The sequence below is a fragment of the Amycolatopsis rhabdoformis genome, assembly GCF_035918295.1.
Lineage (GTDB): Bacteria > Actinomycetota > Actinomycetes > Mycobacteriales > Pseudonocardiaceae > Amycolatopsis > Amycolatopsis rhabdoformis.
The window spans coordinates 5,972,017-5,995,074 of sequence record NZ_CP142149.1 but is presented as its reverse complement, the minus strand read 5'-3'; the positions used below and the strand labels follow the sequence as shown (position 1 = coordinate 5,995,074).

The 23,058-nt window shown below is 71.1% G+C and carries 26 protein-coding genes; 16 read left to right on the top strand and 10 right to left on the bottom strand.

Annotated features, from left to right (window positions below):
* Nucleotides 1-7: 7 nt before the first annotated feature.
* From VSH64_RS27470 to VSH64_RS27460, 3 genes are read left to right on the top strand one after another with little or no spacing between them, the layout of a single operon-like run.
* Nucleotides 8-817, top strand: a complete 810-nt coding sequence (locus VSH64_RS27470) for an SDR family NAD(P)-dependent oxidoreductase (RefSeq protein ID WP_326565603.1) — start codon at nucleotides 8-10, stop codon at nucleotides 815-817.
* Nucleotides 817-2,322 (top strand): acyl-CoA synthetase, encoded by a 1,506-nt coding sequence (locus VSH64_RS27465; RefSeq protein ID WP_326565602.1) that lies wholly within the window; start codon nucleotides 817-819, stop codon nucleotides 2,320-2,322. The genes VSH64_RS27470 and VSH64_RS27465 overlap by 1 nt, the downstream gene beginning before the upstream one ends.
* Nucleotides 2,319-3,077, top strand: a complete 759-nt coding sequence (locus VSH64_RS27460) for an SDR family NAD(P)-dependent oxidoreductase (RefSeq protein WP_326565601.1) — start codon at nucleotides 2,319-2,321, stop codon at nucleotides 3,075-3,077. Before VSH64_RS27465 ends, VSH64_RS27460 begins: the two co-directional genes overlap by 4 nt.
* On the opposite strand, the gene VSH64_RS27455 is transcribed toward VSH64_RS27460, so the two are convergent.
* Nucleotides 3,049-4,383, bottom strand: a complete 1,335-nt coding sequence (locus VSH64_RS27455; RefSeq protein WP_326565600.1) for a carboxypeptidase regulatory-like domain-containing protein — start codon at nucleotides 4,381-4,383, stop codon at nucleotides 3,049-3,051. The two genes, VSH64_RS27460 and VSH64_RS27455, sit on opposite strands and share 29 nt — an antisense overlap.
* Before the next feature lie 50 nt (nucleotides 4,384-4,433).
* On the opposite strand from VSH64_RS27455, the gene VSH64_RS27450 reads away from it, so the two are divergent.
* Nucleotides 4,434-5,021: a TetR/AcrR family transcriptional regulator gene (locus VSH64_RS27450; protein WP_326565599.1), complete on the top strand. Its 588-nt coding sequence runs from the start codon at nucleotides 4,434-4,436 to the stop codon at nucleotides 5,019-5,021.
* Here VSH64_RS27450 and VSH64_RS27445 read toward each other — a convergent pair whose 3' ends face one another.
* Nucleotides 5,022-5,930 (bottom strand): SDR family NAD(P)-dependent oxidoreductase, encoded by a 909-nt coding sequence (locus VSH64_RS27445; protein WP_326565598.1) that lies wholly within the window; start codon nucleotides 5,928-5,930, stop codon nucleotides 5,022-5,024. It lies immediately after the preceding gene.
* A gap of 182 nt (nucleotides 5,931-6,112) precedes the next feature.
* Nucleotides 6,113-6,964, bottom strand: coding sequence for an NAD(P)H-binding protein (locus VSH64_RS27440; RefSeq protein ID WP_326565597.1), 852 nt, complete (start codon nucleotides 6,962-6,964; stop codon nucleotides 6,113-6,115).
* A gap of 115 nt (nucleotides 6,965-7,079) precedes the next feature.
* On the opposite strand from VSH64_RS27440, the gene VSH64_RS27435 reads away from it, so the two are divergent.
* A complete protein-coding gene (locus tag VSH64_RS27435; protein WP_326565596.1) occupies nucleotides 7,080-7,448 on the top strand; it encodes a winged helix-turn-helix transcriptional regulator in 369 nt (122 codons plus the stop codon).
* Nucleotides 7,449-7,512: 64 nt separating this feature from the next.
* Here the strand turns inward: VSH64_RS27435 and VSH64_RS27430 are convergent, their stop codons facing one another.
* Both VSH64_RS27430 and VSH64_RS27425 read right to left on the bottom strand, forming a co-directional pair.
* Entirely contained in the window at nucleotides 7,513-8,763 is a 1,251-nt protein-coding gene (locus VSH64_RS27430) for a lytic transglycosylase domain-containing protein (RefSeq protein ID WP_326565595.1), read from the bottom strand.
* Nucleotides 8,764-8,938: 175 nt separating this feature from the next.
* Nucleotides 8,939-9,412 carry a GNAT family N-acetyltransferase gene (locus tag VSH64_RS27425; RefSeq protein ID WP_326565594.1) on the bottom strand — a complete coding sequence of 158 codons (474 nt, stop codon included), beginning with the start codon at nucleotides 9,410-9,412 and terminating at the stop codon, nucleotides 8,939-8,941.
* A gap of 16 nt (nucleotides 9,413-9,428) precedes the next feature.
* On the opposite strand from VSH64_RS27425, the gene VSH64_RS27420 reads away from it, so the two are divergent.
* The gene (locus tag VSH64_RS27420; protein ID WP_407655564.1) at nucleotides 9,429-10,073 is read left to right on the top strand and encodes a TetR/AcrR family transcriptional regulator; all 645 of its coding nucleotides are present in this window, start codon (nucleotides 9,429-9,431) and stop codon (nucleotides 10,071-10,073) included.
* Here VSH64_RS27420 and VSH64_RS27415 read toward each other — a convergent pair whose 3' ends face one another.
* On the bottom strand, nucleotides 10,074-11,039 hold the full coding sequence (locus VSH64_RS27415) for a helix-turn-helix domain-containing protein (RefSeq protein WP_326565592.1): 966 nt from the start codon (nucleotides 11,037-11,039) through the stop codon (nucleotides 10,074-10,076).
* A gap of 52 nt (nucleotides 11,040-11,091) precedes the next feature.
* Here VSH64_RS27415 and VSH64_RS27410 point away from each other — a divergent pair, with 52 nt between their 5' ends.
* The 4 genes from VSH64_RS27410 (at nucleotide 11,092) to VSH64_RS27395 (ending at nucleotide 13,682) form a co-directional block, all read left to right on the top strand.
* Nucleotides 11,092-11,487, top strand: a complete 396-nt coding sequence (locus VSH64_RS27410) for a cupin domain-containing protein (protein WP_326565590.1) — start codon at nucleotides 11,092-11,094, stop codon at nucleotides 11,485-11,487.
* Nucleotides 11,488-11,539: 52 nt separating this feature from the next.
* The gene (locus tag VSH64_RS27405) at nucleotides 11,540-12,052 is read left to right on the top strand and encodes a winged helix-turn-helix transcriptional regulator (RefSeq protein WP_326565589.1); all 513 of its coding nucleotides are present in this window, start codon (nucleotides 11,540-11,542) and stop codon (nucleotides 12,050-12,052) included.
* A gap of 80 nt (nucleotides 12,053-12,132) precedes the next feature.
* Nucleotides 12,133-12,645 (top strand): SRPBCC family protein, encoded by a 513-nt coding sequence (locus tag VSH64_RS27400; protein ID WP_326565588.1) that lies wholly within the window; start codon nucleotides 12,133-12,135, stop codon nucleotides 12,643-12,645.
* Complete coding sequence (locus tag VSH64_RS27395) at nucleotides 12,645-13,682, top strand: LLM class flavin-dependent oxidoreductase (protein WP_326565587.1); 1,038 nt, start codon at nucleotides 12,645-12,647, stop codon at nucleotides 13,680-13,682. The genes VSH64_RS27400 and VSH64_RS27395 overlap by 1 nt, the downstream gene beginning before the upstream one ends.
* Here the strand turns inward: VSH64_RS27395 and VSH64_RS27390 are convergent.
* Together VSH64_RS27390 and VSH64_RS27385 are read right to left on the bottom strand one after the other, a co-directional pair.
* Nucleotides 13,679-15,205, bottom strand: a complete 1,527-nt coding sequence (locus tag VSH64_RS27390; protein WP_326565586.1) for an AMP-binding protein — start codon at nucleotides 15,203-15,205, stop codon at nucleotides 13,679-13,681. The two genes, VSH64_RS27395 and VSH64_RS27390, sit on opposite strands and share 4 nt — an antisense overlap.
* A gap of 91 nt (nucleotides 15,206-15,296) precedes the next feature.
* Complete coding sequence (locus VSH64_RS27385) at nucleotides 15,297-16,106, bottom strand: helix-turn-helix transcriptional regulator (RefSeq protein WP_326565585.1); 810 nt, start codon at nucleotides 16,104-16,106, stop codon at nucleotides 15,297-15,299.
* Nucleotides 16,107-16,216: 110 nt separating this feature from the next.
* Between VSH64_RS27385 and VSH64_RS27380 the strand changes: the two genes are divergently transcribed.
* A complete protein-coding gene (locus VSH64_RS27380; protein WP_326565584.1) occupies nucleotides 16,217-17,080 on the top strand; it encodes a hypothetical protein in 864 nt (287 codons plus the stop codon).
* Here VSH64_RS27380 and VSH64_RS27375 read toward each other — a convergent pair.
* Entirely contained in the window at nucleotides 17,050-17,418 is a 369-nt protein-coding gene (locus VSH64_RS27375) for an LLM class oxidoreductase (RefSeq protein WP_326565583.1), read from the bottom strand. The two genes, VSH64_RS27380 and VSH64_RS27375, sit on opposite strands and share 31 nt — an antisense overlap.
* A 770-nt stretch (nucleotides 17,419-18,188) precedes the next feature.
* Here VSH64_RS27375 and VSH64_RS27370 point away from each other — a divergent pair.
* Both VSH64_RS27370 and VSH64_RS27365 read left to right on the top strand, forming a co-directional pair.
* Complete coding sequence (locus VSH64_RS27370) at nucleotides 18,189-19,286, top strand: DNA alkylation repair protein (RefSeq protein WP_326565581.1); 1,098 nt, start codon at nucleotides 18,189-18,191, stop codon at nucleotides 19,284-19,286.
* Between the two features lie 51 nt (nucleotides 19,287-19,337).
* Nucleotides 19,338-19,901: a TetR family transcriptional regulator gene (locus VSH64_RS27365; protein WP_326565580.1), complete on the top strand. Its 564-nt coding sequence runs from the start codon at nucleotides 19,338-19,340 to the stop codon at nucleotides 19,899-19,901.
* Here VSH64_RS27365 and VSH64_RS27360 read toward each other — a convergent pair.
* Entirely contained in the window at nucleotides 19,877-20,782 is a 906-nt protein-coding gene (locus VSH64_RS27360; RefSeq protein WP_326565579.1) for a hypothetical protein, read from the bottom strand. The two genes, VSH64_RS27365 and VSH64_RS27360, sit on opposite strands and share 25 nt — an antisense overlap.
* Nucleotides 20,783-20,981: 199 nt before the next feature.
* Between VSH64_RS27360 and VSH64_RS27355 the strand changes: the two genes are divergently transcribed.
* From VSH64_RS27355 to VSH64_RS27345, 3 genes are all read left to right on the top strand, one after another.
* A complete protein-coding gene (locus tag VSH64_RS27355; protein WP_326565578.1) occupies nucleotides 20,982-21,281 on the top strand; it encodes a YciI family protein in 300 nt (99 codons plus the stop codon).
* A gap of 117 nt (nucleotides 21,282-21,398) precedes the next feature.
* Nucleotides 21,399-22,268 (top strand): dihydropteroate synthase, encoded by an 870-nt coding sequence (gene folP, locus VSH64_RS27350; protein WP_326565577.1) that lies wholly within the window; start codon nucleotides 21,399-21,401, stop codon nucleotides 22,266-22,268.
* Nucleotides 22,268-23,002, top strand: a complete 735-nt coding sequence (locus VSH64_RS27345; RefSeq protein ID WP_326565576.1) for a dihydrofolate reductase family protein — start codon at nucleotides 22,268-22,270, stop codon at nucleotides 23,000-23,002. Before folP ends, VSH64_RS27345 begins: the two co-directional genes overlap by 1 nt.
* The last annotated feature ends 56 nt before the right edge of the window (nucleotides 23,003-23,058 follow it).

Genomic DNA, 23,058 nt, shown 5'->3' with positions numbered 1-23,058 from the left:
ATCCACTGTGGATAGTGTGGACAACACTGTGGACAAGGCCGGGTGCGCGGTCGTGACCGGGGCCGGTTCGGGCATCGGGCGCGCGTGCGCCCTGCGGCTCGCCGAGGACGGCCGGCCGCTCGTGCTGCTCGACGCCGACGGCACGGCGGCCGAGCGCACGGCCAAGGAGATTCCCGGTGCCGCGGCCGCGTTCGCGGTCGACGTGACGGACGAGGACGCGGTGGCCGGCGCGGTCCGCGAGGCGGTGGAACGGTTCGGCGCGCCGAAGGTGCTGGTGAACGCCGCCGGCATCATCATCCGCAAGAAGCTGCTCGAGTCCACCGTGGACGAGTGGCGGCGCGTGCTCGACGTGAACCTCACCGGCTACTTCCTCCTGCTCAAGCAGGTGATCCCGGCGATGGCCGCCGGTGGTGGCGGCTCGATCGTGCAGATCGCGTCGATCGCCGGCCACACGGGTTACGGCTTCTCGTCCTACACCGCGGCGAAAGGCGGGGTGCTGGCGTTGACGAAGCAGCTGGCGGCCGAGCTGGCCGTGGACGGGATCCGCATCAACTCGGTGAGCCCCGGGGTCGTCCACAGCGGACTGAACCGCGACACCCTCGGCAACGAGACCATCCGCGCGGCCACCGTGGCCAACACGCCGCTGGGCCGGATCGGGGAGCCGGACGACATCGCCCGGGTGGTGGCGTTCCTGGCCGGGCCGGGCGCGGACTACGTGACCGGCACCGACCTGGTGGCCGACGGCGGCATGATCAGCACCATCCACTGGGGTTCGGCCGGGGGCGAGCTGCACAGCTTCCACGCACAGGAGCGCTGATGTCGAACTTCGCCACGATCCTCGACCACAACACCGGCCGCGCTCCCGACAAGGTGGTGCTCAGCCAGGGGCCGCGCACACTGACCAACCGCGAGCTGCTCACCCGCGTCGACGCGCTCGCGGCGGGCCTCGCCGACCTGGGCCTCGGTCGCGGCGACGTGGTCGCGCTGCTGCTGTACAACCACCTCGAGTTCCTGGAGGCGGTGTTCGCGGTGAACCGGGTCGGCGCCGCGTTCCTGCCGCTCAACTACCGGCTCTCGCCCGAGGAGTGGCGCTACATCCTGGAGCACTCGGGCTCGGTCGCGCTGCTGACCGAGCCCGAGTTCCAGTCCGCAGTGGATGGTCTGCCGCTGCCCGGACTGAAGCACCGGTTGCTCCTCGGCGGCGACGCGCCGGGCTGGACCGCGTACGAGGACCTCGTGACCGCGAACCTCGGCCGCACCGTCGAGCCGGCTTCGGTCGGCGCCGACGACCTGCAACGGCTGATGTACACCTCCGGCACCACGTCGCGGCCCAAGGGTGTGCAGATCACACACGGGAACCTGGTGTGGAAGAACCTCGGGCACCTCGTGGAGTTCGGCATCACGGCCGAGGACGTGACGCTCGTGTGCGGGCCGCTCTACCACGTCGGCGGGTTCGACCTGCCCGGCGTCGGCACGCTGCACGTGGGCGGATCCCTGATCGTGCTGCGGAAGTTCGACGCGGCCGAGGTCGTGGCCACCATCGAGCGCGAGCGGCCGAGCAACATCTGGCTCGCGCCGTCGATGATGAACGCGATCCTGCAGCTGCCGGACCTTCGCGAGCGCGACCTGTCGTCGATCCGGTTCATCATCGGCGGTGGCGAGAAGATGCCGGTGCCGCTGGTGGAGAAGATCCTCACCGCGTTCCCGAAGGCGTGGTTCTCCGACGCCTACGGCCTCACCGAGACCGTGTCCGGAGACACGTTCAACGACCCCGAGCACATGCTGGCGAAGGTCGGCTCGGTCGGGCGGCCGGTGGTGCACCTGGAGGTGCGGATCGTCGACGAGTCCGGGGCGCCGTTGCCGACGGGGGAGCTCGGCGAGATCGCGCTGCGCGGGCCCAAGGTGAGCATCGGCTATTGGCGCGACGACGCGGCCACGGCGAAGGCGTTTCGCGACGGCTGGTTCCACACCGGTGACGTCGGCCGGCTCGACGCCGACGGTTACCTGTACGTGGAGGACCGCAAGAAGGACATGATCGTGTCCGGCGGTGAGAACATCGCGACGCCCGAGGTGGAGCGCGTGCTGTACGAGCACCCGGACGTGGTCGAGGCGGCGGTGGTCGGAATGGGTCACCCGCGCTGGGGTGAGGTGCCGCAGGCGTTTGTGGTGCTGCGCGCGGGGGCGGCGCGAGACCGCGACGGGCTGCTGGCGTTCTGCCGGGAGCGGCTGGCGAAGTTCAAGGTGCCGGCGGACCTGGTGTTCCTCGACGAGCTGCCGCGCACGCCGTCGGGCAAGGTGCTGAAGCGGAACCTGCGCGGATGAGCGGCTTCGAGCACGCGGGCTTCGATTTGACCGGCAAGGTCGCCTGGATCACGGGTGCGGGCAAGGGGCTGGGCCGGGCGATCGCGCTCGCGCTGGCCGGCGCCGGAGCGACGCTGGCCGTGACCTCCCGCACGCAAGCCGACCTCACGTCGTTGGCCTCGGAGGTCGGTGGTGCGCTGGTGCTGCCCGGTTCGGTGGCGGATCCGTCCTTTGCGGACAGTGCGGTGGCGGCGATCGTGGCCGAGCACGGCCGGCTCGACGTCTGCGCGACGGCCGCCGGGATCAGCCCGACGTTCCGCCGCAGCGAGCAGGGCAGCGACGACGACTGGGCGCATGTGCTGGACGTGAACCTGTCGGGCACGTACTACTGCGCCCGCGCGGCCGGCCGGCAGATGCTCACGCAGGGGTCTGGTTCGATCATCACGGTGTCGTCGGTGCACGCGCGCACCGGGTTCGACCGCATCGCCGCGTACGCCGCGAGCAAGGGCGGGGTCGAGGCGCTCTCGCGGGTGCTCGCCGTGGAGTGGGCCGAGCGCGGGGTGCGGGTGAACGTGCTGGCGCCGGGCTACTTCCACACCGACCTGTCGGAGGGCCTGGTCACGAGCCGGTGGGGCGAGCGGATCCTCGCGAACATCCCGCAGCACCGCGTGGCCGCGCCGCCGGAACTCGGCGGTGCGGTGGTGTACCTGGCCTCCGACGCGTCGTCCTACACGACCGGCTCCACGCTCACTGTGGACGGTGGCTGGACGGCGTGAGCACGGGTTCCGGGGCGAGCACGAAATCCTCGCGCCGGAACACGCCTTCGCGGAAGAACGTGCGCCGCGCCGCCGGCTGACGGCCGGGCGCGGTCACCACGACGTCCACGAACTGCTCGGGCAGGCCGCCGACCGCGAAGGCCCCTTCGCCGTCGGCGGTGGTGCGCACGAGCTGGCGGCCCTTTCCGTCGGTGACCGTGACGATCGCGCCGCCGACGCGTTCGCCGCTGGTCGAGCGGACGGTGCCGACCAGCATCGGTTCGAGCTCACCGAAGCGGCGACCGGTGGCCGGCAACGCGGTGGGCCGCGGCATCTCGATCACCGGATCTTCCACCGGCGGCGCGGTTTCCCGCGTGACCTGGCGGCGCAGCCACAGCGCGTGGCCCGCGTTGAGGACGATGCCGAGCGCGAGCCAGGCGCACAGCACGAGCACGTGTTCGGCGACCCCGGTGCCGTGGAAGTAGAAGACGCCGCGCAGGGCGTCGTTGAGGTTGCCCATCGGCAGGATCGGGTGCAGGAAGCGGAAGAAGCCGGGCTGCATCTGCGGTGGCACGGTGCCGCCGCTCGACGCGGAGCTGAGGATCACGAACGTCATCATCGCGACGCCGGGGAAGTACTGCTTGAAGATCGGCACGAGCCCTTGCGAGACCAGGGAAACGACGAGACTCGCCAGGAACGCCAGCGGGATCGCGACCGGGTCGGCCGGGATCACGTCCATCGCGTGCGCGATGAGAAACCCCGCCACGGAAAGGAACACGGCCCAGCCGACGAACGTGAGGATACGCGCGCGGCGGCTGAGCCCGACCGCGCGCAGCAGCATCATCACCACGAAGTAGCTCGGCAGGCTCCAGGCGAGCAGCAGGTAGAACAAGCCGTTGCCCAGCGGGTCGCCGGCGACGGTCGGGGCCAGGTCGACGACGGAGAGCGAGTGCGCGAGGGGCGTGAACGTCTGGGTCAGCAGCGACTGGAGCGTGAAGCCGTTGGCGCGCGCGACGTAGAGCACCGGGTGCGCGGGGTCCGCGGCGAAGGCGCCGCTGACCGCGCGGTCGAGGATCGCGTCGCGAGCCGCCGCGACGTCGGGCACGGGCACCACGTGGAAGCCGCCGGGCGCGGCCTTGTCGAGAGCGTGCTGCACTTCGGCCGCCGGGCCGATCACCGCCACCTGGACGTCGTGGGGCCGCGGGTGGTGGAACGCGGCCAGGTACACCACGGCAAACCCGAGAAAAACGACAACGGGGAACCAAAGGTTCTCGGCGAGGGTGCGCACGAGCCTCGGCTGGGCCGTTTCGAGGGGCTGTTCCGCCATGCCGGACACATTATCTTGCAGTGCTGCAAAATTTCAGTAGTGTAAGAAAGATGACAGAGCCGGGACTTCGCGCGCGCAAGAAAGAGGCCACCAGGCAGGCGATCCGGGCCGCGGCCGTCGCGCTGTACCGCTCGCGTGGGCCGCACGACGTGACCGTGGACCAGATCTGTGAGAAGGCCGGTGTCTCGGGGCGCACGTTCTTCAATTACTTCGACAGCAAAGAGGCGGCGGTCTTCTCGATCGCGCTGACCGCCGATGGCGTGCGCACGGGCGTCGCCGCGCGGCCGGCGAAGGAAAGCCCCCTCGCGAGCCTGCGCGCCGTGTTCACCGAACGCTTCGAGGAAGTCTCGAACGACCCGACCTTCGGCGACCGCGCGCTGCTGCTGCGGGAGTACCCCGAACTGTGGGGTCGCCTGGCGCACGTGAACAAGGTCGTGGAGGAGGCCGCGATCGCCGCGATCGCCGAGCGCACCGGCCTGGCCCGCGACGACCTCTACGTGCGCATCACGGTGGAAGCCGCGTTCGCCGCGAACCGCTCGGCGTTCAAGTGCTGGTACCCGGGCAGCGAGCCGGGTCTGGTCGAGCTGCTCCACCGGGCGATGGACGCGCTGGCTTCGGGGCTCGAACCGCCGGCGTGATCAGCGCACGTCGAAGGTGACGCCGGTGAGCTTCTCCGAGAGGGTCCACAGCTTCGCGGCCCGTTCGGGGTCGAGGTCGACCTTCACGGGCGTGTTGAGCACGGGCCGGCCGACGCCCAGGCGGGCCGGGCCGTAGAACTGACCGCCCTCGGCCGCCGGGTCCACGGCCGCGCGGACGGCGGGCCAGGCGCCGCGGTCCTTGCCCTGGGTGAGGGCCCCGAACAGGCGCATCACCGGGTTCGGGTTCGTGATGCCCTCGCGGTGCGGGCTGGCGCTGCCGAGGCTGAAGCCCGGGTGGGCGAGCACGCAGGTGACCTTCGAGGCGGCGCCGCGCAGGCGCCGGTCGAGCTCGAAGCCGAAGGACTGCACGGCGTGCTTCGACTGGGCGTAGGCGCGGAACTCGGAGTACTTGCGCTCGGTCTGCAGGTCGTCGAGGTCGAACGGCTGCAGCCGCGTGATCAGGCTGCCCATCGGCACCACCCGGGCTCCCGACGCGGTGAGCACGGGCATCGCGAGCGCGGTGAGGGCGAAGTGGCCGAGGTGGTTGGTGCCCACGGCGAGCTCGAAGCCGTCGCCGGTGGTCCGGCGCCGGCGACCGGGGGACGTGGAGCCGGCGTTCTCGACGAGGCCGTCGAGGTGGCCGAGGCCGTTGAGCGCCTCGGCGGCTTCCCGCACGGACGCGAGATCGGCCAGGTCGAGGCGGATCGTGCTGATCTCGGCGCGGGGGTGGTGGCTCTTGATCGCGTCGGCCGCGAGGGTCAGCTTGGCCGGGGTGCGCCCGAGGATCACGACGTGCGCGCCGGCCCCGGCCAGCTGTTCGGAGATGAAGTAGCCGATGCCGGCGTTGCCTCCCGTCACGGCGTAGGTGCGGCCGGACAGATCGGGCAACGCTTCGGGGTTCCAGGACACGGGTGCTCCTCGGGCTCGGGCCGCGTGCAGCCTAGCGCCGGGTACCGGTGCGGAAAGTGGTACGGGCGCGGATGCCGGGAACTCCCGGTGCTCGGCATCCGATCGCCCGTCGGTGCGGTGCCGGGATCACCGCCGCTCACGATCGTAGGCGGCGGCGGTCACCGGGAAATCCGGTTTTCGCGTCAGGCCAGCAGCTTCGCGATGGTGTCGGCGAGTGGCGTCGTGGGCCGGCCGATGAGCTTCGCGAGGTCGCCGGGGGTGCCGGCGAGGCGGCCGCGGCCGATGGCGGCGTCGACGTCGACCAGGATCGCGGCCATGAACGGCGGCACGCCGGCGCCGGTGAGGATGGCTTCGAACTCGGCGCCGGACACGGTCTTGTGCGTGACCGGGCGGCCGCCGATGCGGGCGAGCTCGGCGGCGTACTCGCCGTACGTCCAGGCGTGGTCGCCGCCGAGCTCGTAGGCGGCCCCGAGGTGGCCGTCGGTGTGCAGGACCACGGCGGCGGCTTCCGCGTAGTCCTCGCGCGGCGCGGTGGCGATGCGCCCGTCGGCATCGACGCTGTTGACCACGGCGCCGCGGGCGAGCGCGCCGGCCGCGTCGGGCACGGCCAGCTCGGTGTACCAGTTGTTGCGCAGGAACGTGTACGGCAGCCCGGAGTCGAGGATGAGCTGCTCGGTGGCGCGGTGGTCGTCGGCGAGGGTGAAGTCGGCGGCCGGGCCGCCGAACACGCCGGTGTATGCGAGCTGTGCGACGTCGGCGGCCTTCGCGGCTTCGACCACCGCGGCGTGCTGCGGCACGCGCTGGCCGTTGTCCGTTCCGGAGACCAGCAGTACGCGGTCGCCGGCGGCGAAGGCGCCCTGGAAGGTGTCCGGCTGGTTGTAGTCCGCCACGTGCACGCGGACGCCCAGGTCGGCGGCCTTCTCCGCACTGCGGGCCACGGCCGTGATCTCACCCGCGGGCACGCCGGCGGCGAGGAGGTCGGCGATCACGAGCCGGCCGAGCTGCCCGGTGGCGCCGGTGATGACGATGCTCATGTTCTTCCTTCGGTTCGGCGGATCTTCTGCCACTCACCGTAGGATGGTTACTCTCTACCGGGAAGTACCCACTTCAGAGTAAGGTACTGATGTTGTAGTAAGTGAGGAGGGCGAGATGACCGAGGCGCCGAATGTGAACCGCGCGACATGTCCTTCGCGCATCGTGCTGGAGCACGTGACGAGCCGCTGGGGCCTGCTCGTGCTCGCCGCGCTGCGGGAACGCTCGTTTCGCTTCAGTGAGCTGCGCCGCGAAATCGGCGGGGTGAGCGAGAAAATGCTTGCCCAGACGTTGCAGACCCTCGAACGCGACGGATTTCTCCTTCGCGACGCGAAACCGGTGATCCCGCCGCGCGTCGACTATTCGCTCACGGTGATGGGGCGCGAGGCGGCCGACCAGGTGTGGGCGCTGGCGCACTGGGTGGAACGGCAGCTGCCGGCGGTGGTCGAGGCGCGGGAGAGCTACGACGGGGCGCGCGTTTCCTAAGCCTTGTTCCGCTGAAAAAGCCGACGACCGGTCCAGTTCGGACCGGCCGCCGGCTTCATCGTGATCAGCTGGTGGGCGTGGTGCTCGTGGGGTCCGGGGTGGTGGTGTCCGAGCCCGTGGACGACTGGTTCGAACCCGACGGCGCCGTGGTGTCCGGCGTGGTGGTCGGCGTCGTGGGGGTCGTCGGGTCGGTGGGTGGGCTCGACGGCGGGTCCGAAGGCGGCGTCGAGCTGTCCGACGGCGGCGGGGTGTCGCCGGACGGCGTGCCGCTCGGGTCGGTGGGGGTCGTGCTCGGGTCCGTCGGCGTGGTGCCGGGGTCGGTCGGCGTGGTGCTCGGGTCGCCCGGCGTCGTCGACGGCGGCAGCTCGGTGGGCGTGCCCGGCGGCGTGACGACCGGGGGCGGCGGCGGGGCCGGGTCGCCGAGCGGGCTGCCGGCCGCGGCGGCCACCGCGTCGGGGCCCGGCGGGGCGCCGATCGGCACCTGGCTGTCGGGCAGCTGCGACACGCCACCGCGGTAGGCGGCGGCGTAGGCCATCACCGTGTCCACATAGGACTGCGAGTTGTTGTAGCGGCGCACGGCCACGCGCTGCATCGCGTCGCTGGAGAGGTCGAGTCCGCCCGAGCACAGGTAGCGGGCCGTGGCGAGGGTTTCGTCGTAGACGTTGTTCGGGTCGGACACGCCGTCGCCGTTGCCGTCGGAGGCGTAGCTCTTCCAGGTCGACGGGATGAACTGCGTGGCGCCGACCGCGCGGTCCCAGACCGCGTTGCCGTCGTACTTGCCGCCGTCGGTGTCGCGGATCGCGGCGAACGGGCCGGAACCGTCGAGCACCGGGCCGAGGATCGCCTCGAGCGTGTTGCCCTTCGCGTCGACGTAGCCGCCGCGCGCGTGGTTGGACTCGATGCGCCCGATGGCCGCGATGAGCGCCCAGTCGAGGTGGCAGCCGGGCTGTTCGCGGGACATGATGTCGGCCGCGTTCTGGTAGGCCTTGAGCATGCTGCCCGGAATCCCGAGTGGACCGGACGGCGTGGCCGAGCCCGTGTTCACGTGGAACCCCGGCACGGTCAGCGGCAGCGGTGTCGGCGGCTGCGGCAGGCTGCCGTCCACGGCGATCGGCGGCAGCGTCACGTTCGGCGGCAGCCACGGCAGGTCCACCGACGGCTGGTTGCTGCCCGCCGCGACCGTGTTGGCCGTGGTGGCGAGCGGGACCGGCAGCCCCGACGCGGTCACCGTCGGCAGCACCGCGAGCGCGCCGCCCGCGAGGGCGACCGCCGTTTTGGTGCGGACAGACCGCCGGCGTGGCCGGTGTTTCGCCATCGTCGCTCCCCGTTTTCACCCTCGAGCATCGTCGTTCGTCAAGCTAGCCGAAGACTGCCGCCGGGGGTGAGGGCGTGAGGCGAATCTGTTCGTGAAGGCGAGGTTTTGTCCATCCGGCCTAAATCTTTCGTTGGTCGACCGGACATTTTCACCGAGGTTTGACAAGGAGTGCCGCTCACTTTTCCCGCCCTTGCGCCGAATGGAGTAATCGCGCGAAACAACGGGCCAGTGGATCACCGGCGTAAGACCCGAACGACGGGATCGGCTCGTAGCCTTCCCGCTGGTAGAACCGGATCGCGTCGGGCTGGCGGACGCCGGTTTCCAGCAGTAGCCGCGTGATCCCGCGGGCCACGGCGTGATCTTCGAGCGCTCGCAGCAGCGCGGTCGACACGCCGGTGCCGCGTGCACCGGGCACCACGTACATCCGTTTGATCTCCGCCTCGTCCGGCCCGAGCAACCGCAGGCCACCGCACCCGACGGCCGTGCCGGCCGAGCGGGCGACGAGGAATACGGCCACGCTTCCGGCGGTGGGCAGTGGGCCGGCTTCGTGGTCGCCGGTCCCGTAGCGGGCGTCCAATTCGGTCCGTTGTGCGGCGCGCAGCGCTCTCGCCTCGGGGGCGTCCCAGTGTTCGGCCTGGATTTCGATCACCGGTACTCCTCCTGGCGTGCGGGCAAGGTTCCGGAACAAGTGTTACCGTAACCGATGTTACGGAACGGAGGACCGCGTGCCGAGACAGCGTGACGTCGAAGCGCAGCGTGAGCTGCTGTCCGGCGCGGTGTGGCAGGTGCTGGCCGCCGACGGGCTGCCCGGGCTCACCGTGCGCGCGGTCGCCGAGCGGGCCGGCTGCACGACTGGGCTGGTGATGCACGCGTTCCCCACCAAGCAGGCCCTGCTGCTGCGGGCGCGCGACCTGCTGCACCAGCGCACCGCCGAACGCGCCGACGCCACCGAGGCCTCGGGGAGCCCGCCTCTCGTCGTGCTGCGCGAGGTGCTCGGCCACGCCGCCACGCTCACCCCGGAAGCCGCCGACGAGGCCCGCGTCTGGGTCGGGTTCCTCGCCGCCGCGCTGGCCGACCCCGAGCTGGCCGAGCGGCACCGCGCGCACAACCGCGCGTTCATCGCCCGCGTGACCCGGTTGGTCGGCGACTGCCGGCCGCGCTGGGCCCACCCGCGCCGCGAGCGGGCCGCGAAGCGCCTGATCGCCCTGGTCGAAGGCCTCAACGCGCTGACCGCGGCCGACCCCGAGGCCTATCCGCCGGCCGTGCACCGCGAGGCGATCGCCACTGCGCTCAGCGAGTTCGAAAGCTGATCAGGCCGCCGGCCCGAAGCGGCGCCGGTACTCCGAAGGGCTCAGTCCGGTGTGCCGGCGCAGCTGCGCGCGCAGGTTGGCGGCCGTGCCGAAGCCGCAGTCGGTGGCAACGCGGTCGAGGCGCAGTTCGCCGCGTTCGAGGAGGCGGCAGGCGAGGCTCACGCGTTCGGTCGTGAGCCAGGCCAGCGGTGTCGTGCCGAGTTCGGTGCGGAAGCGGCGGTGCAGTGTGGCCTGGCTGGTCGCCGCGCGCGTGGCCAGGTCGGCGACGGTGAGGGGCCGGTCGAGGTGCTCGCGGGCCCATTCGAGCACCGGCGCGAGCGACGCGTCGGCGACGACCGGCACCGGCCGTTCCACGAACTGCTGCTGGCCGCCGTCGCGGTGGCCGGGGAACACGAGGCGCCGGCTCACGGTGTTGGCGATTTCGGCGCCGTGGTCGCGCTGGATCACGTACAGGCCCAGGTCCATCGCCGCCGCGCTGCCGGCCGCGGTCAAGACCGTGCCCGCGTCGACGAACAGCACGCCGGGTTCCAGCAGCACGTCGGGGTAGCGCGCGGTGAACTCGGCCGCCCACCGCCAGTGCGTGGTCGCGCGCCGGCCGTCGAGCACGCCGGCCTCGGCCAGCGTGAAGGCGCCCGTGCAGAAGCTCATCAGCCGGGCGCCGCGGGCGTGCGCGCGGCGGATCGCGGCCAGCACACCCGGGTCGGCCGGCACCTGCGGGTCGGGCCGGTTCGGCACGATCACGGTGTCGGCGGCGTCAACCGCGTCGAGCCCCGCGATGCCCGAGAGCGTGAACATCCCCAGGTGCATACCCACTTCGGTGCGCGCCGAGGCCAGCGTGAACTCGTACCACGGCCGATCCAGCTCCGGGCGGCGCAGGCCGAACAGCTCGGTCGCCACGCCCATTTCGAACGGGTTCGAGCCGTCGTCCACGACCATCACCACGCGGTGCGAGGATTCTTGCGACATGTGCTATTCCTAGCACTCCCGCCGCCTGCGGGACAGGACGACGATCGACCTCATGAGCCAACCCATCGATCTGCAGTCCGTGCTCGACGGCTTCGACGCCGTGTGGAGCCCCCGCATCGTCGCGAACCTCAACGACTACGACGTGCGCCTCGCGCGTTTCTCCGGCGAGCACGTGTGGCACGTCCACGAGAACACCGACGAGTTCTTCCTCGTGCTCGACGGCGAAATCGAGATCGGCCTGCGTGAGCCGGCCGGCGAACGCGTGGTCGCCCTCGGCCGCGGCCAGGTGTTCGTGGTGCCGCGCGGCACCTTCCACAAGCCGTCGTCGAAGAAGGGCGCGGCCGTGCTGCTCGTGGAGCCCGCGGGCACGCTCTCGGTCGGCGACGCGCACGACGAGGTGCCCGACCACGTGGACGTGACCGTCGGCCATCGTGTGGAAACCGCCTGAGTACGGCGTTCAACAGCTGAGTTTCAGACTGAGACGGCGTATTCTCCGGTCCATGAAAAGGACTTCCTTCGCGCAGTGGCCGTGCTCCATCGCGCGGACCATGGACCTGCTCGGGGACTGGTGGACGCCGCTCGTGCTGCGCGACGCGTTCTACGGCGTCACGCGCTTCGACGAGTTCCAGCAGGCGCTCGGCATCGCGCGCAACACCCTCGCCGACCGGCTGCGCCGGCTGGTCGACGAGGGCCTGCTGGAGAAGGTCGCCTACCAGACCGAGCCGATGCGCTACGACTACCTGCTCACCGACAAGGGCAAGGACTTCTTCGGCGTGCTCGCCGCGATGACGGCGTGGGGCGACCGCTGGCTCTCCGGTGAGGCCGGCCCGCCGATCACCACGCACCACGAGAAGTGCGGCCACGACACGCAGGCCGAGGTCGTCTGCGCGCACTGCGGCGAGCCGCTCACGGCCGAGGACACCCGCATGCGCCGCGGCCCCGGCTTCCCGTCCAAGATCGCGCACCGGCCCGACGTCGAGGAGCGGTTCGCGAAGCAGGAGGCCGCGCGCTGAGCGTTTGACAGGAGGGTCTCATTACGAAACTATCGTGGTCAGAGGCACCTTGACGGTCGACGCTGAGGAGGCGCACCACGATGGAGTGGACCGGCGCGCGGTATGCGGACAACCCCACGGCCGAGGCGGCCACCTGGATCGACAGCCCGCCCGAGGCGGTGTGGCCCTACGTTTCCGACGTGCAGCGCATGCCGGAGATGAGTGCGGAGCTGCAGCGCGTCGAGTGGTGCGACGGCGCGACCGGCCCGAAGCTCGGCGGCAGCTTCGTGGGGCACAGCAAGCACGACGCCCTCGGCGAGTGGTCCACGACCTCGTTCATCGTGGAGTACGAGGAGCCGCGGGTGTTCGGGTGGGCCGTGGAGGACGTGGCGACGCCCACGGCGACCTGGCGCTTCACGCTCGAGCCCGAAAACGGCGGCACGAAGCTCACGCAGTGGATGCGGCTGGGGCCGGCGCGCTCGGGCCTGTCGTTCGCGATCGACCGGATGCCGGACAAGGAACAGAAGATCGTGTTCGTGCGCATGCGCGAGTTCGAGGCCGCGATGACCGCCACCGTCGCCGCGATCAAGGACCGCGTCGAGGCGGCGCGGTGATGCGCACCGCGACCACGGTCCAGGGCTCCGACAACTGGCCGGAGACGCTGGAGTTCGTGCTGGAGGCCGAAAAGCTCGGCCTCGACGTGTGCTGGGTCGCCGAAGCGTGGGGCTCCGACGCGCCGTCGGTACTCGGTTTTTTGGCCGGACGCACGTCGCGGCTGCAGCTCGGCTCCGGGATCATGCAGGTCGGCGTGCGCACGCCGGTGGCGGTGGCGCAGGCCGCGCTCACGCTCGCCGACATGTCCGGCGGCCGCTTCTCCCTCGGCCTCGGGCCGAGCGGGCCGCAGGTGCTGGAAGGCCTGCACGGGGTGCCGTTCGCGAAGCCGCTCACGCGGATGCGCGAGACGGTGGAGATCGTGCGCAGCGCGTTCGCGGGGGAGAAGATCTCCTTCTCCGGCAAGGCGTTCGAGATCCCGCTGCCCGGCGAGGCCCGGCCGATGCGGCTGTCGTCGAAAGCCAACGAGGACATCCCGATCTACCTCGCCACGCTCTCGCCGAAGATGCTGGAGCTCACCGGCGAGGTCGCCGACGGCTGGCTCGGCACCAGCTTCGTGCCCGAAGGCGCTGCGGCGTACTTCAGCCACCTCGACGCGGGCCTCGCCAAGTCCGGCCGCCGGCGCGACGATCTCGACGTGTGCCAGGGCGCGGAAGTCGCGTTCGCCGCCGACGAGGCCGAGCTGCGCACGATGGTCGGCAGCCGGAAGAGGGAGCTCGCGTTCTCCTTGGGCGGGATGGGTTCCGCGAGCACCAACTTCTACAACGACGCCTACAGCCGCCAGGGCTGGGCCGAGGTGGCCGCGGAGGTCCGCGAGCGCTGGCAGTCGGGCGACCGCGACGGCGCCGCGACCCTGGTGACCGACGAGATGGTGCTCGGCACCACGCTGATCGGCACCGAGGACATGGTCCGCGCCCGGCTTCGCGTGTGGCGCGACGCGGGCGTCGACACCGTGCGGCTCTACCCTTCGGGCGACACGCTCGAGAAGAAGCTCACCACGCTGGGCCGGGCACTGGACCTGGTGCGGCAGGTCGGTTAGTTCACCTGCCGGTCCTGCCCGTCCCAGAACGGCTTGCGCAGCTTGAACTTCTGGATCTTGCCGGTCGCCGTGCGGGGCAGCTCGTCGAGGAAGTCCACGCGCTTGGGGCACTTGTAGCCGGCCAGGTACTGGCGGCAGTGCGTGATCAGGTCCTCGGCCGACACCGGCGTGCCGTCGGTCACGACCAACGCCGTGACCAGCTCGCCCCACTTCGTGTCGGGGATGCCGATCACGGCGGCCTCGCGCACGGCCGGGTGCGAGTTGAGTGCGTCCTCCACCTCGATCGACGACACGTTCTCGCCGCCGGTGATGATCACGTCCTTCTTGCGGTCGGCGATCGTGAGGTAGCCGTCTTCGAAGCGGCCGCCGTCGCCGGTGTGGAACCAGTTGCCTTCCTGCACCCGCGCGGTCTCGTCCGGGTTTTCCCAGTAGCCCTCGAGGTTGGTGTTCGACTGCACGAGCACTTCGCCGTCGGTGTCGATCGACACGCGCACGCCCAGCGCCGGCGCGCCCGCGCGGCCCAGCAATCGGGCCTGCTCGTGGGCGTCGAGGTCGGCCCACTCCGAGCGGAAGCGGTTGACGGTGAGCAGCGGCGAGGTCTCGGTGAGGCCGTAGATCTGCAGGAACTCCCAGCCCAGCTCTGCCCGCACGCGCTCGATGGTGCGCGTCGGCGGCGGCGCGCCGGCCACGACGATGCGCACGCGGTCGCGGCCCGGGATCTCGCCGTCCCAGGTCGCGGCGCCGTCGAGGGCCGCGGTGACCACTGCGGGCGCGGCGCACATGATCGTCACGCCGTGTTCTTCGACGCGGCGCAGGATCTCGGTGCCGTCCACCTTGCGCAGCACGATGTGCCGCGCGCCGAGGCCGGTCACGGCATACGGCATGCCCCAGCCGTTGGCGTGGAACATCGGCAGCGTGTGCAGCAGCACGTCGTTGTCGTTGAGCGTGGTGTGCAGGCCGAAGGTGGTGGCGTTGAGCCAGAGGTTGCGGTGCGTGAGCTGCACGCCCTTGGGCCGCGCCGTGGTGCCGGAGGTGTAGTTGAGCGTGGCGGTGGCCGATTCGTCGGGCGTCCACGGCCGCGGTTCGCCTTCGCCGCCGAAGATCTGCTCGTCCTGCTCGCCGAGCACGAACACGTGCTTCGCCGTGACGGAGTCCAGCAACGGCTTGAGCTCCGGGTCGATCAGCACGACCTCGGCGCCGGAGTGCTCCACGATGTAGCGCACTTCGGCCGGCGCGAGCCGGAAGTTCACCGGCACCAGGATGCGGCCCCAGCCCGACACCCCGAAGAACGAGGTGAGCAGCCGCGCGGAGTTGTGCGACACGATCGCGACGCGCCCGCCGACGGGCACGCCCAGCGCGTCGAGGTTCGCGGCCTGCGCGCGGGCCCGGCGGGCCAGCTCGCCGTAGGTGATCGAGCCCCACGAGGCGGCGGGCTGGTCGGGTTCGTCCACCACCGCGATCCGGTCCGGGTACACCGTTTCCGCGCGGTCGAGGAAATCGCGGACAGCGAGGTCGTAGAACACGTGCCGATCCCTTCGCGTCGAACGGGCAGCGGTGCCCGTGCGGCGATGATGCCCCCGCGGTGCCCACCCGGCCACCCCACAAAGGAGGTGGTCAGCCGAGCAGGCCGGCCGCGCGGGCCCGGTTCACCGCCTGGATCCGGTTGGTCACGTCGAGCTTGCGCATCGCGTGCTTGAGGTAGGACTTGACCGTGTTGGGCAGCAGGCCGAGCCGTTCGGAGATCTCGTCGTTGGTGCAGCCCTCGCTCACGAGCCGCAGCACGTCGAGCTCGCGCGGCGAGAGCGTGATCCCGGCCGCGGGTTCGGCGGGCCGCAGGCGCTCGCACACCGCCAGCAGCCGGGCGCGGGCTTCGTCGTCGTGCATCGAACCGGCGATGGCGAGCAGCTCGGCGTGCAGGTCGTGGCGCTCGGCCGGTGGCGGCTGCGAGACGCGCCGACGGACTTCTTCCTCGACCTCGATGTCGCGCTCCAGCCTGGCGACCACGGTGCTCGCGGCGCGCAGGACGCGGTCGCCGAAGGTGATCGAGTCGCGCGTCGCCGCGTACAGCACCGCCCGCGTGGACGCGCCGACCCGCACCGGCAGCGCCACCATCGCCCGCAGTTGTTCGGGCGCGACGGCGCGGTCGTACTTGTGCGTGATGCCCTGCGCGCTGAGGTAGTCGATGACCGTGGACGGCCGGCCCAGTGCCACGGCCTTGCCGCCGAGCCCCGCGCCGGTGTGCACGCGCAGGTGCTGCAGCGAGCGCGTGGCGGTGCCGCGCAGCTGGTCGATCACGAGGGTGCGCGAGCTCGCCGACACGGGTCCGCCGAGCGCGACGGGCAGCCCGGTCGCGCGTTGCAGCGCCTGCAGCGCTCCGGTGACCAGCGGGCTGGCCGCGAGCGTGAGCCGGCCCGAAGGCGTCATGGGCACCGTCCCTGGCTCAGCGTCGCTCGACCTGCTGGTTTCGGGGTCACCGAAGCATCCACCGTACGTGATGCGTCGCGTTCGGACTACCGGTGTGGTTCCGTGGTGCGGTGGATTTCGACACTGTCGCCGACGACCTCTACGCGGGCGAGCCCGCTTCGTTCGTCGCGTCGCGTACCGCCGCGGCGAAGGAAGCGAAGCAAGCGGGCGACGCCGAGCTGGCGCGCCGGATCCAGGCCCTGCGCAAACCGACCACGGCAGCGTTCTTCGTGAACCGGCTGGCCCGCGACGGGTCCGGCGCGCTGAGCGAGCTGGCCGAGCTGGGTGATCGGCTGCGCGAGGCGCACGCCGGGCTCGCCGGGGACCAGCTGCGCGAGCTGGCGCAGCGGCGGGCGACGCTGGTGCGTACCGTGCTGCACGACGCGCCGGGGCTGAGTGACTCCGTGGCGCGGGAGGTGGAGGAGACGCTGGAGACGATGGTGGCGGACCCGGACGTCGCGGCGCTCGTGCTGGCGGGGCGGTTGACGTCGGTGGCGCATCAGGATGTGGATCAGTGGTTGTCGTTGCCGGCGGGTTCTGGCTCGCGCTCTGGTGCTGGTGCTGGTTCGAGGAAGGCGCCGCCGAAGAAACCCGTTGCGGTCAAGGACAACGCGCGCCGCAAGCCGGACAAGGCCGCGGCCGAGAAGTCCGAAAAGGACCGCGAACGCGAACGCCTCGCCCGCGAAGAGTGGCAGCGCAAGGCTTCCGCCGCCACGCGCGAACGCGCCGAAGCCTCCCGGATGCTCGTGCGCACCGAACGCATCGCCGAACAGGCCGACGCCCGCGTCACCGAACTACGCGAGCGCCTGGCCGACGCCGAAGAACGCGCCACCCACGCCGCCGCCGACCTCTCGACGGCACGGGCGGCGTTCGACAAGGCCGACGACGCCGTGCGCGAGTTCACTCACCACAGCACTTCGGCGAGCCGCCGGTAACCCGTGAGGGGATCGGGGCCCAGCACGTGGACGCCGACGTGGTCGGCGCCCGCATCGAGGTGCTCCGCCAACCGCCCGCGAATCCCGGCGGGCGTGCCGTGCAGCACGAGGTCGTCGATGAGCCGGTCGCTGCCCGCCCCGGCCACGTCGGCCTCGCTGTAGCCCAGGCGGCGCAGGTTGTTCACGTAGTTGCTCAGCCCCAGGTAGGGCTTGTGCACGAACGGCCGCCCGACCGCCCGCGCGGCCACCGCGTCGTCGTCCACCACGACCTTGTGCTCAGGCGCGAGCAGCGGACCTTCCCCGAGCACCCCGCGAGCGCGCTTGGTGTGTGCGGGCACCACGAGATACGGATGCGCACCGGGCCACGCTTTCGAGTCACCGGCCCTTCCTTGCCGCGAGTACGCGGTTGGCCTACCCACCCTCGGCGTTGCGTTGGTCCAGGGAACGGCCCTTCCGGCCGGAGGTTCTTCCCTCACCGCCACGGTCAGGGGGTGCCCCGCCGCGGCCGAACACCAACGAGGTCGGCTGCGTTGACCGAGCGGTGCAGCAGATGCTGCGGCGCTGCTCGCACAGTGCGCCCTCGCCGACAGCCCGCCTCGACAACACCCCCGCCCGCCTCGACAACACCCCCGCCCTCCTCTGGGGGGACTGCCCTGTTCCAGTTTACCGAGGTCAGAGGGCCGAAGGGGGTCAGTGGCGAATCTGTGGACAACTTCGGAGGCGACGGGCCGCCTGTGGATAACTCCGGCCAACCGAGGCCTCGAGGTGACCTGCGTGGCCGACGTGAGCCTCCCGAGGCAGTCTCGCAGCAGCGCTTGCCCGCTGGGCGCGAGGTAGTCGTTCGAGAAAACCACGAGTTCCCAGCTCACCGAGAGCGACCGCAACCGGCCAACCACTCCCACCGCGTCGGAGCGGTTTTTGTCGGTGCTCTCCACATACTGGGTGAAGCCGAACTCGACCACCGCCTCGCGCAGTCCCTACTTGCTGCCGAAGTGGTGGTAGCGCGTCGGCGCCTGTACGCCGGCCCGTTCACAGATCAGGAGCAGCCGGTCCTTGGCGCTGGTGTTCTGGATGGGCAGGTAACGAATGTAGCGAAGGGGAGAAGCGGATGCCGCTGGCCGACGAGATGCTCAACGACGCCGCCGTCAAAGGGCTGCTCAAGGCGCTGAAGGTGGCGGCTCCCGGGGTCGCGTTCGGGGAGTTGCGGCGGGTGCGCCTGGGTGGGCTGGGCCTGCGGCAGCGCACCGACGCCGTGCGCGACGCGGTGCTGGCCGACCTGCCCGGTGGTTACCGTGAGCTGGCCGACGTGGTGCACACCGCGCTGGCCGACGAGTCGTTCTCCGGCTGGATGATCTGGCCCGTCTCGGAGGCGGCCTCGGTGCGGGCGCTGGAGGACGGTGGGCCGGCGGCGTTCGACGCGGCGCTCGACCTGCTGGCGCTGCTCACCCCGCGGCTCACGGCCGAGTTCGCCATCCGCCAGCTGCTCGAAGCCGACCTCGACCGTGCGTTGCCGAAGGTGCTCGCGTGGACGACCGACCCGTCCGAGCACGTCCGCCGGCTCGCCTCGGAGGGCACGCGGCCGCTGCTGCCGTGGGCGCGGCGGGTGCCGGCGATCTCGGCGCGCCCGGGTGTCACGGTGCCGATCCTCGACGCGCTGCACCGCGACGAGTCCGCGTACGTGCGGCGCTCGGTCGCCAATCACCTCAACGACGTGAGCCGGGCGCGGCCCGAGGTGGTGGTGGCCGCGGCGGGACGCTGGCTGAGTGCCTCGGCGGACAAACAGACCGCGCAGCTCGTGCGCCACGGCCTGCGCACGCTGGTCAAACAAGGCGACCCCGGTGCGTTGACCCTGCTCGGTTTCGCGCCACCCGACGGCATCACCTTCGAGGGGCCGCTGCTGTCGGTGCCGACGGTGTCCGTCGGCGGTGAGCTGTCCTTCACCGGCATCCTGCGCAACACCGGCGAATCCGCGCAGAACCTGGTGGTGGACTACGTGGTGCACCACCGCAAGGCCAACGGCACCACCACGCCGAAGGTCTTCAAGCTCACCACCCGCACCCTGGAACCGGGCGGCGAGCTGCGGCTGGACCGCACCCACTCGTTCCGCCTGATCACCACCCGCGTGTACCACCCGGGCGCCCACGCGCTGGAGATCCAGGTCAACGGCACGTCGCTGGGGAAGGCGGACTTCGAGCTGCTGGGCTGACCCTGCTCACAACTACCAACCAACCAGTCGGTGAGTTGCTACGCTGGCCGGATGGCGCGCGACGCGGAACAGACCAAACGGCGGCTGCTCGAAGCCGCCACCAGCGAGTTCGCCGGGTACGGCATCGCCGGGGCGCGGGTGGACCGGATCGCCGCGGCGGCGGGCTGCAACAAGGCGATGATCTACTCCTACTTCGGCAGCAAGGAAGGCCTGTTCGACGCCGCGTTCCACGAGCGGACGAGCGCCTTCTTCGCGGCCGTGCCGTTCGACGCCGCCGACCTCGCGGGCTACACGGGGCGGGCGTTCGACTACTTCGACGAGCACCCCGAGACGCTGCGGCTCTCCACCTGGTACCGGCTGGAGCGCTCGGACGCCGAACACCTCGCCGCCATCACCGACGTGAACGAGGTCCGCCTGAAGGAAATCGGGCGGGCGCAACACGAAGGCGAGATCCCGGGGCACTTTTCGCCGGTGCAGCTGCTCGTGCTGATCCAGGCGCTTTCCACGGCGTGGCACAGCACCAACCCGGAACTCGGTCCGCACCTGCCGAGTGGACGCGCGGGCCGGCGCAAGACGATCGTCGACGCGGTTCAGGGATTACTTGCGCTCAAATAGCCAGAGCTTTTCCCGGAAATCAACGAAAAAACAACGGTGCCGGCCAAAACGGCGGCCGCCACTCCGGACAGCGCGAGTAAGCCCCACGGCGCCGTGAAGGGCGGAATTCCCGTGAACGCCTCGATTCCGATCACCGCGGTGAGCACGGCGTCGGCCGCCACGGCGAGCCACACCGTGCGCAGGCGCGCGCGTTCGGACAAGCCGCTGAAGCGCAGCAGCCACGCGATCGCCGGCAGCACGAGGATCGCGTGCATCGCCACGGCGTGCAGGGGTTTGAGCGCGCCGGCGGTGGTGTAGGCCAGTTGTGCGTCGCCGCCGCGCGATTCGGTCACGCCGCGGCCGATCATCACCGCGCCCGTGGCGAGCGCGACCATCAGCACCAACAGGCCGAAGCGCACGGCCACCAGCATGCTCGGCGCCAGTCCGCCCGGCGAGCGGAACGCCGCGGCCGTGAACCCGAGCGCGGTCACCACGATCACGCCACCGCCGGCCGCGAGCGACATCGACACCACCGTGTCGAAGCCGGTCTCGAAGTTGAAGTGCGACGGCACCCCTCGCCACGCCTGCATCGTCACGAGCACGACCTCCGCCACGCACGCCACGAGAAACGCGCCCAGCAGCCCGGCGCGCGCCCGCGGCCGCAGCCGCACGTACGACGTCGCCCACGCCACCGAGACCAGCGTGAGACCGAACGACAACCCGAACGTCACCGCCTTGCGCAGGGACACCGGCCCGAGCCACGTGCCGCCGCTGGCCAGCAGCACCACCGCGTTCACGACGCCGCTCGCGAAGAGCACCGCCCCCACCACGTACGCCACGCGTTCCCCGCGCCTGCCGTCCCGCCAGATGCGGGTCACGGCGTTCACCACCGGCTGAGTCATGACCCGAGTTTGGTGTGGTGACAAGGTTTCGTCGTCGTATCCAGGGCGACACCCGCGTACGCAGATTTACGTACGGCGTCCGGTGGAAAAAGCTCAAAAAAGAGCACGTAAAGAACACATTGCAATTCCTGGTTAACGCGTGGGGGGTGCCACTCGGCAGGAGGATGCACGGGTCGTTCCCGAGTTCTACTCTGAGGATATGTACATAGCCCTGCTCGCCTACACGGCGCCTCGAAACGAAGTCGACTACGCTCTGGCAGAACACGCGGAGTGGCTGCGCACGCACTTCTCCCGGGGATTGTTCCTCGTTTCCGGGAAAGGGGACATCGACCACGACCAGGTCATCCTCACCCGCCCCTGCGTGCGCGGCAAGCTGGACGCCGTGCTCGCCACCGACCCGCTCGTGATCCAGCGCCTCGCGCACTACACCGTGATCGAATTCTCCGCCACTCGCACCGCCCACGAATTCCACGCCATCAACGAGGCACTCGCCTCCTGAAGTCGCCGGCCCGGGAGCAGGTGGCCTTCGGCGGTGTTGCCCGCCACCTGCCCGCCGTATCTCCGTCGTGTGCTCGCCTATGATCGCGGCAATCGACGTTCCGGTACGGGAGAAGCCATGCACACGCCCGACCTCGTCTTCCGAGGCCGCCGCCTCACCAGCGATCGCGCGCTGGTGATGGCCATCATCAACCGCACCCCTGATTCGTTCTACGACAACGGTGCGACTTTCCTCGAGACCCGCGCGCAGGAGGCGATCCGCCGCGCGTGCGCCGAGGGCGCGGACCTCATCGACATCGGCGGCGTGCCGGCCGGCAAGGGCCCCGAGGTCACCACGGCCGACGAGATCGCCCGCGTGGTGCCGACCGTCGAGTGGGCGCGCGAGAACTTCCCCGACCTGGTGATCAGCGTCGACACCTACCGCGCCGAGGTCGCCGACGCCGTGTGCGCGGCCGGCGCCGACATCGTGAACGACAACTGGGCGGCCTTCGAGCCCGAGATCCTCGACGTGGCGGCCCAGCACGGCGCGGGCTACATCTGCTCGCACACCAACGGCCTCACCCCGCGCACCGAAGCCGCGAAGCCGGTGTACGACGACGTGGTCGGCTCCGTGATCGACGGCACGACCGAGCTCGCCCGGCGCGCGCTGGAGCGCGGGGTGCCGCGCGAGGGGATCATGATCGACCCCTGCATCGACTTCGGCAAGAACTCCTACCAGTCGCTGGAACTCATGCGGCACACGCAGGCGCTGGTGGACACGGGCTGGCCGGTGCTGATGGCGCTGTCGAACAAGGACGTGATCGGCGAGACGCTCGACGTGCCGGTCGGCGAGCGCGTGATCGGCACGCTGGCGGCCACCGCCGTCGCGGCGCTGCACGGCGCCGCGATGTTCCGCGCCCACCAGGTCGTGGAGACGCGCCAGGTGGCGGAGATGGTGGCCAGCATCGCGGGCACGCGCCCGCCCGCGCACGTGGTGCGGTCGATCTGATGCGCGAGATCTTCCCGGGCGCCCGCGACCTGACCAACGCCGACCTCGAAGCCCTCTACGCCTACCGCGCGCCCGAAAAGTGGCTCGCCGTGAACTTCGTCTCCAGCGCGGACGGCGCGGTGACCGTCGACGGCCGCTCGGCCTCGTTGTCGACGCCGGCCGACCGCGTGATCTACCGCCTCGGCAACGACCTCGCCGACGTCGTGCTGGTCGGCGCCGGCACCGCCCTGCTCGAAGGTTTCAAGGGCATGCGGCCTGACGAGCACTCGGCCGACCGCCGCCGGCGTCACGGCCTGGCCCCGATCGCCCCGGTCGCCGTGGTCACCGGCGGCGGCTCCCTGCGCCCCGACGCGCCGGTGATCACCGAGGCCCTGGTTCCCACGATCGTGATCACCCACGCCGGCACGGACCCCGACCTGCGCGCCGGCTGGGCCGCCGCGGGCGCCGACGTGGTCGTGGCCGGCTCGGCCGCCGTGGACTTCGGTGAAGCCGTGTCGGCGCTGGCCGCCCGCGGCCTCACCCGCATCGACTGCGAGGGCGGCCCGCGTCTGTTCGCGTCCCTGCTCGCCGCCGACGTGGTGGACGAGTTCCGCCTCACCGTCGCGCCGTTCCTCATCGCGGGCGACGCGCCGCGTCCGGCCGCCGGCGACGTGATCGACCCGGCCCGGATCGAGCTGGTGTCGGTGCTGGAGGACGAAGGATCGTTGATGCTGCGCTACCTGGTTCGCCACTGACGATCCACAGTGGACCGACCGGTTCGGCGCCGCGGCCGCCCGCTTCGGGTTAACGT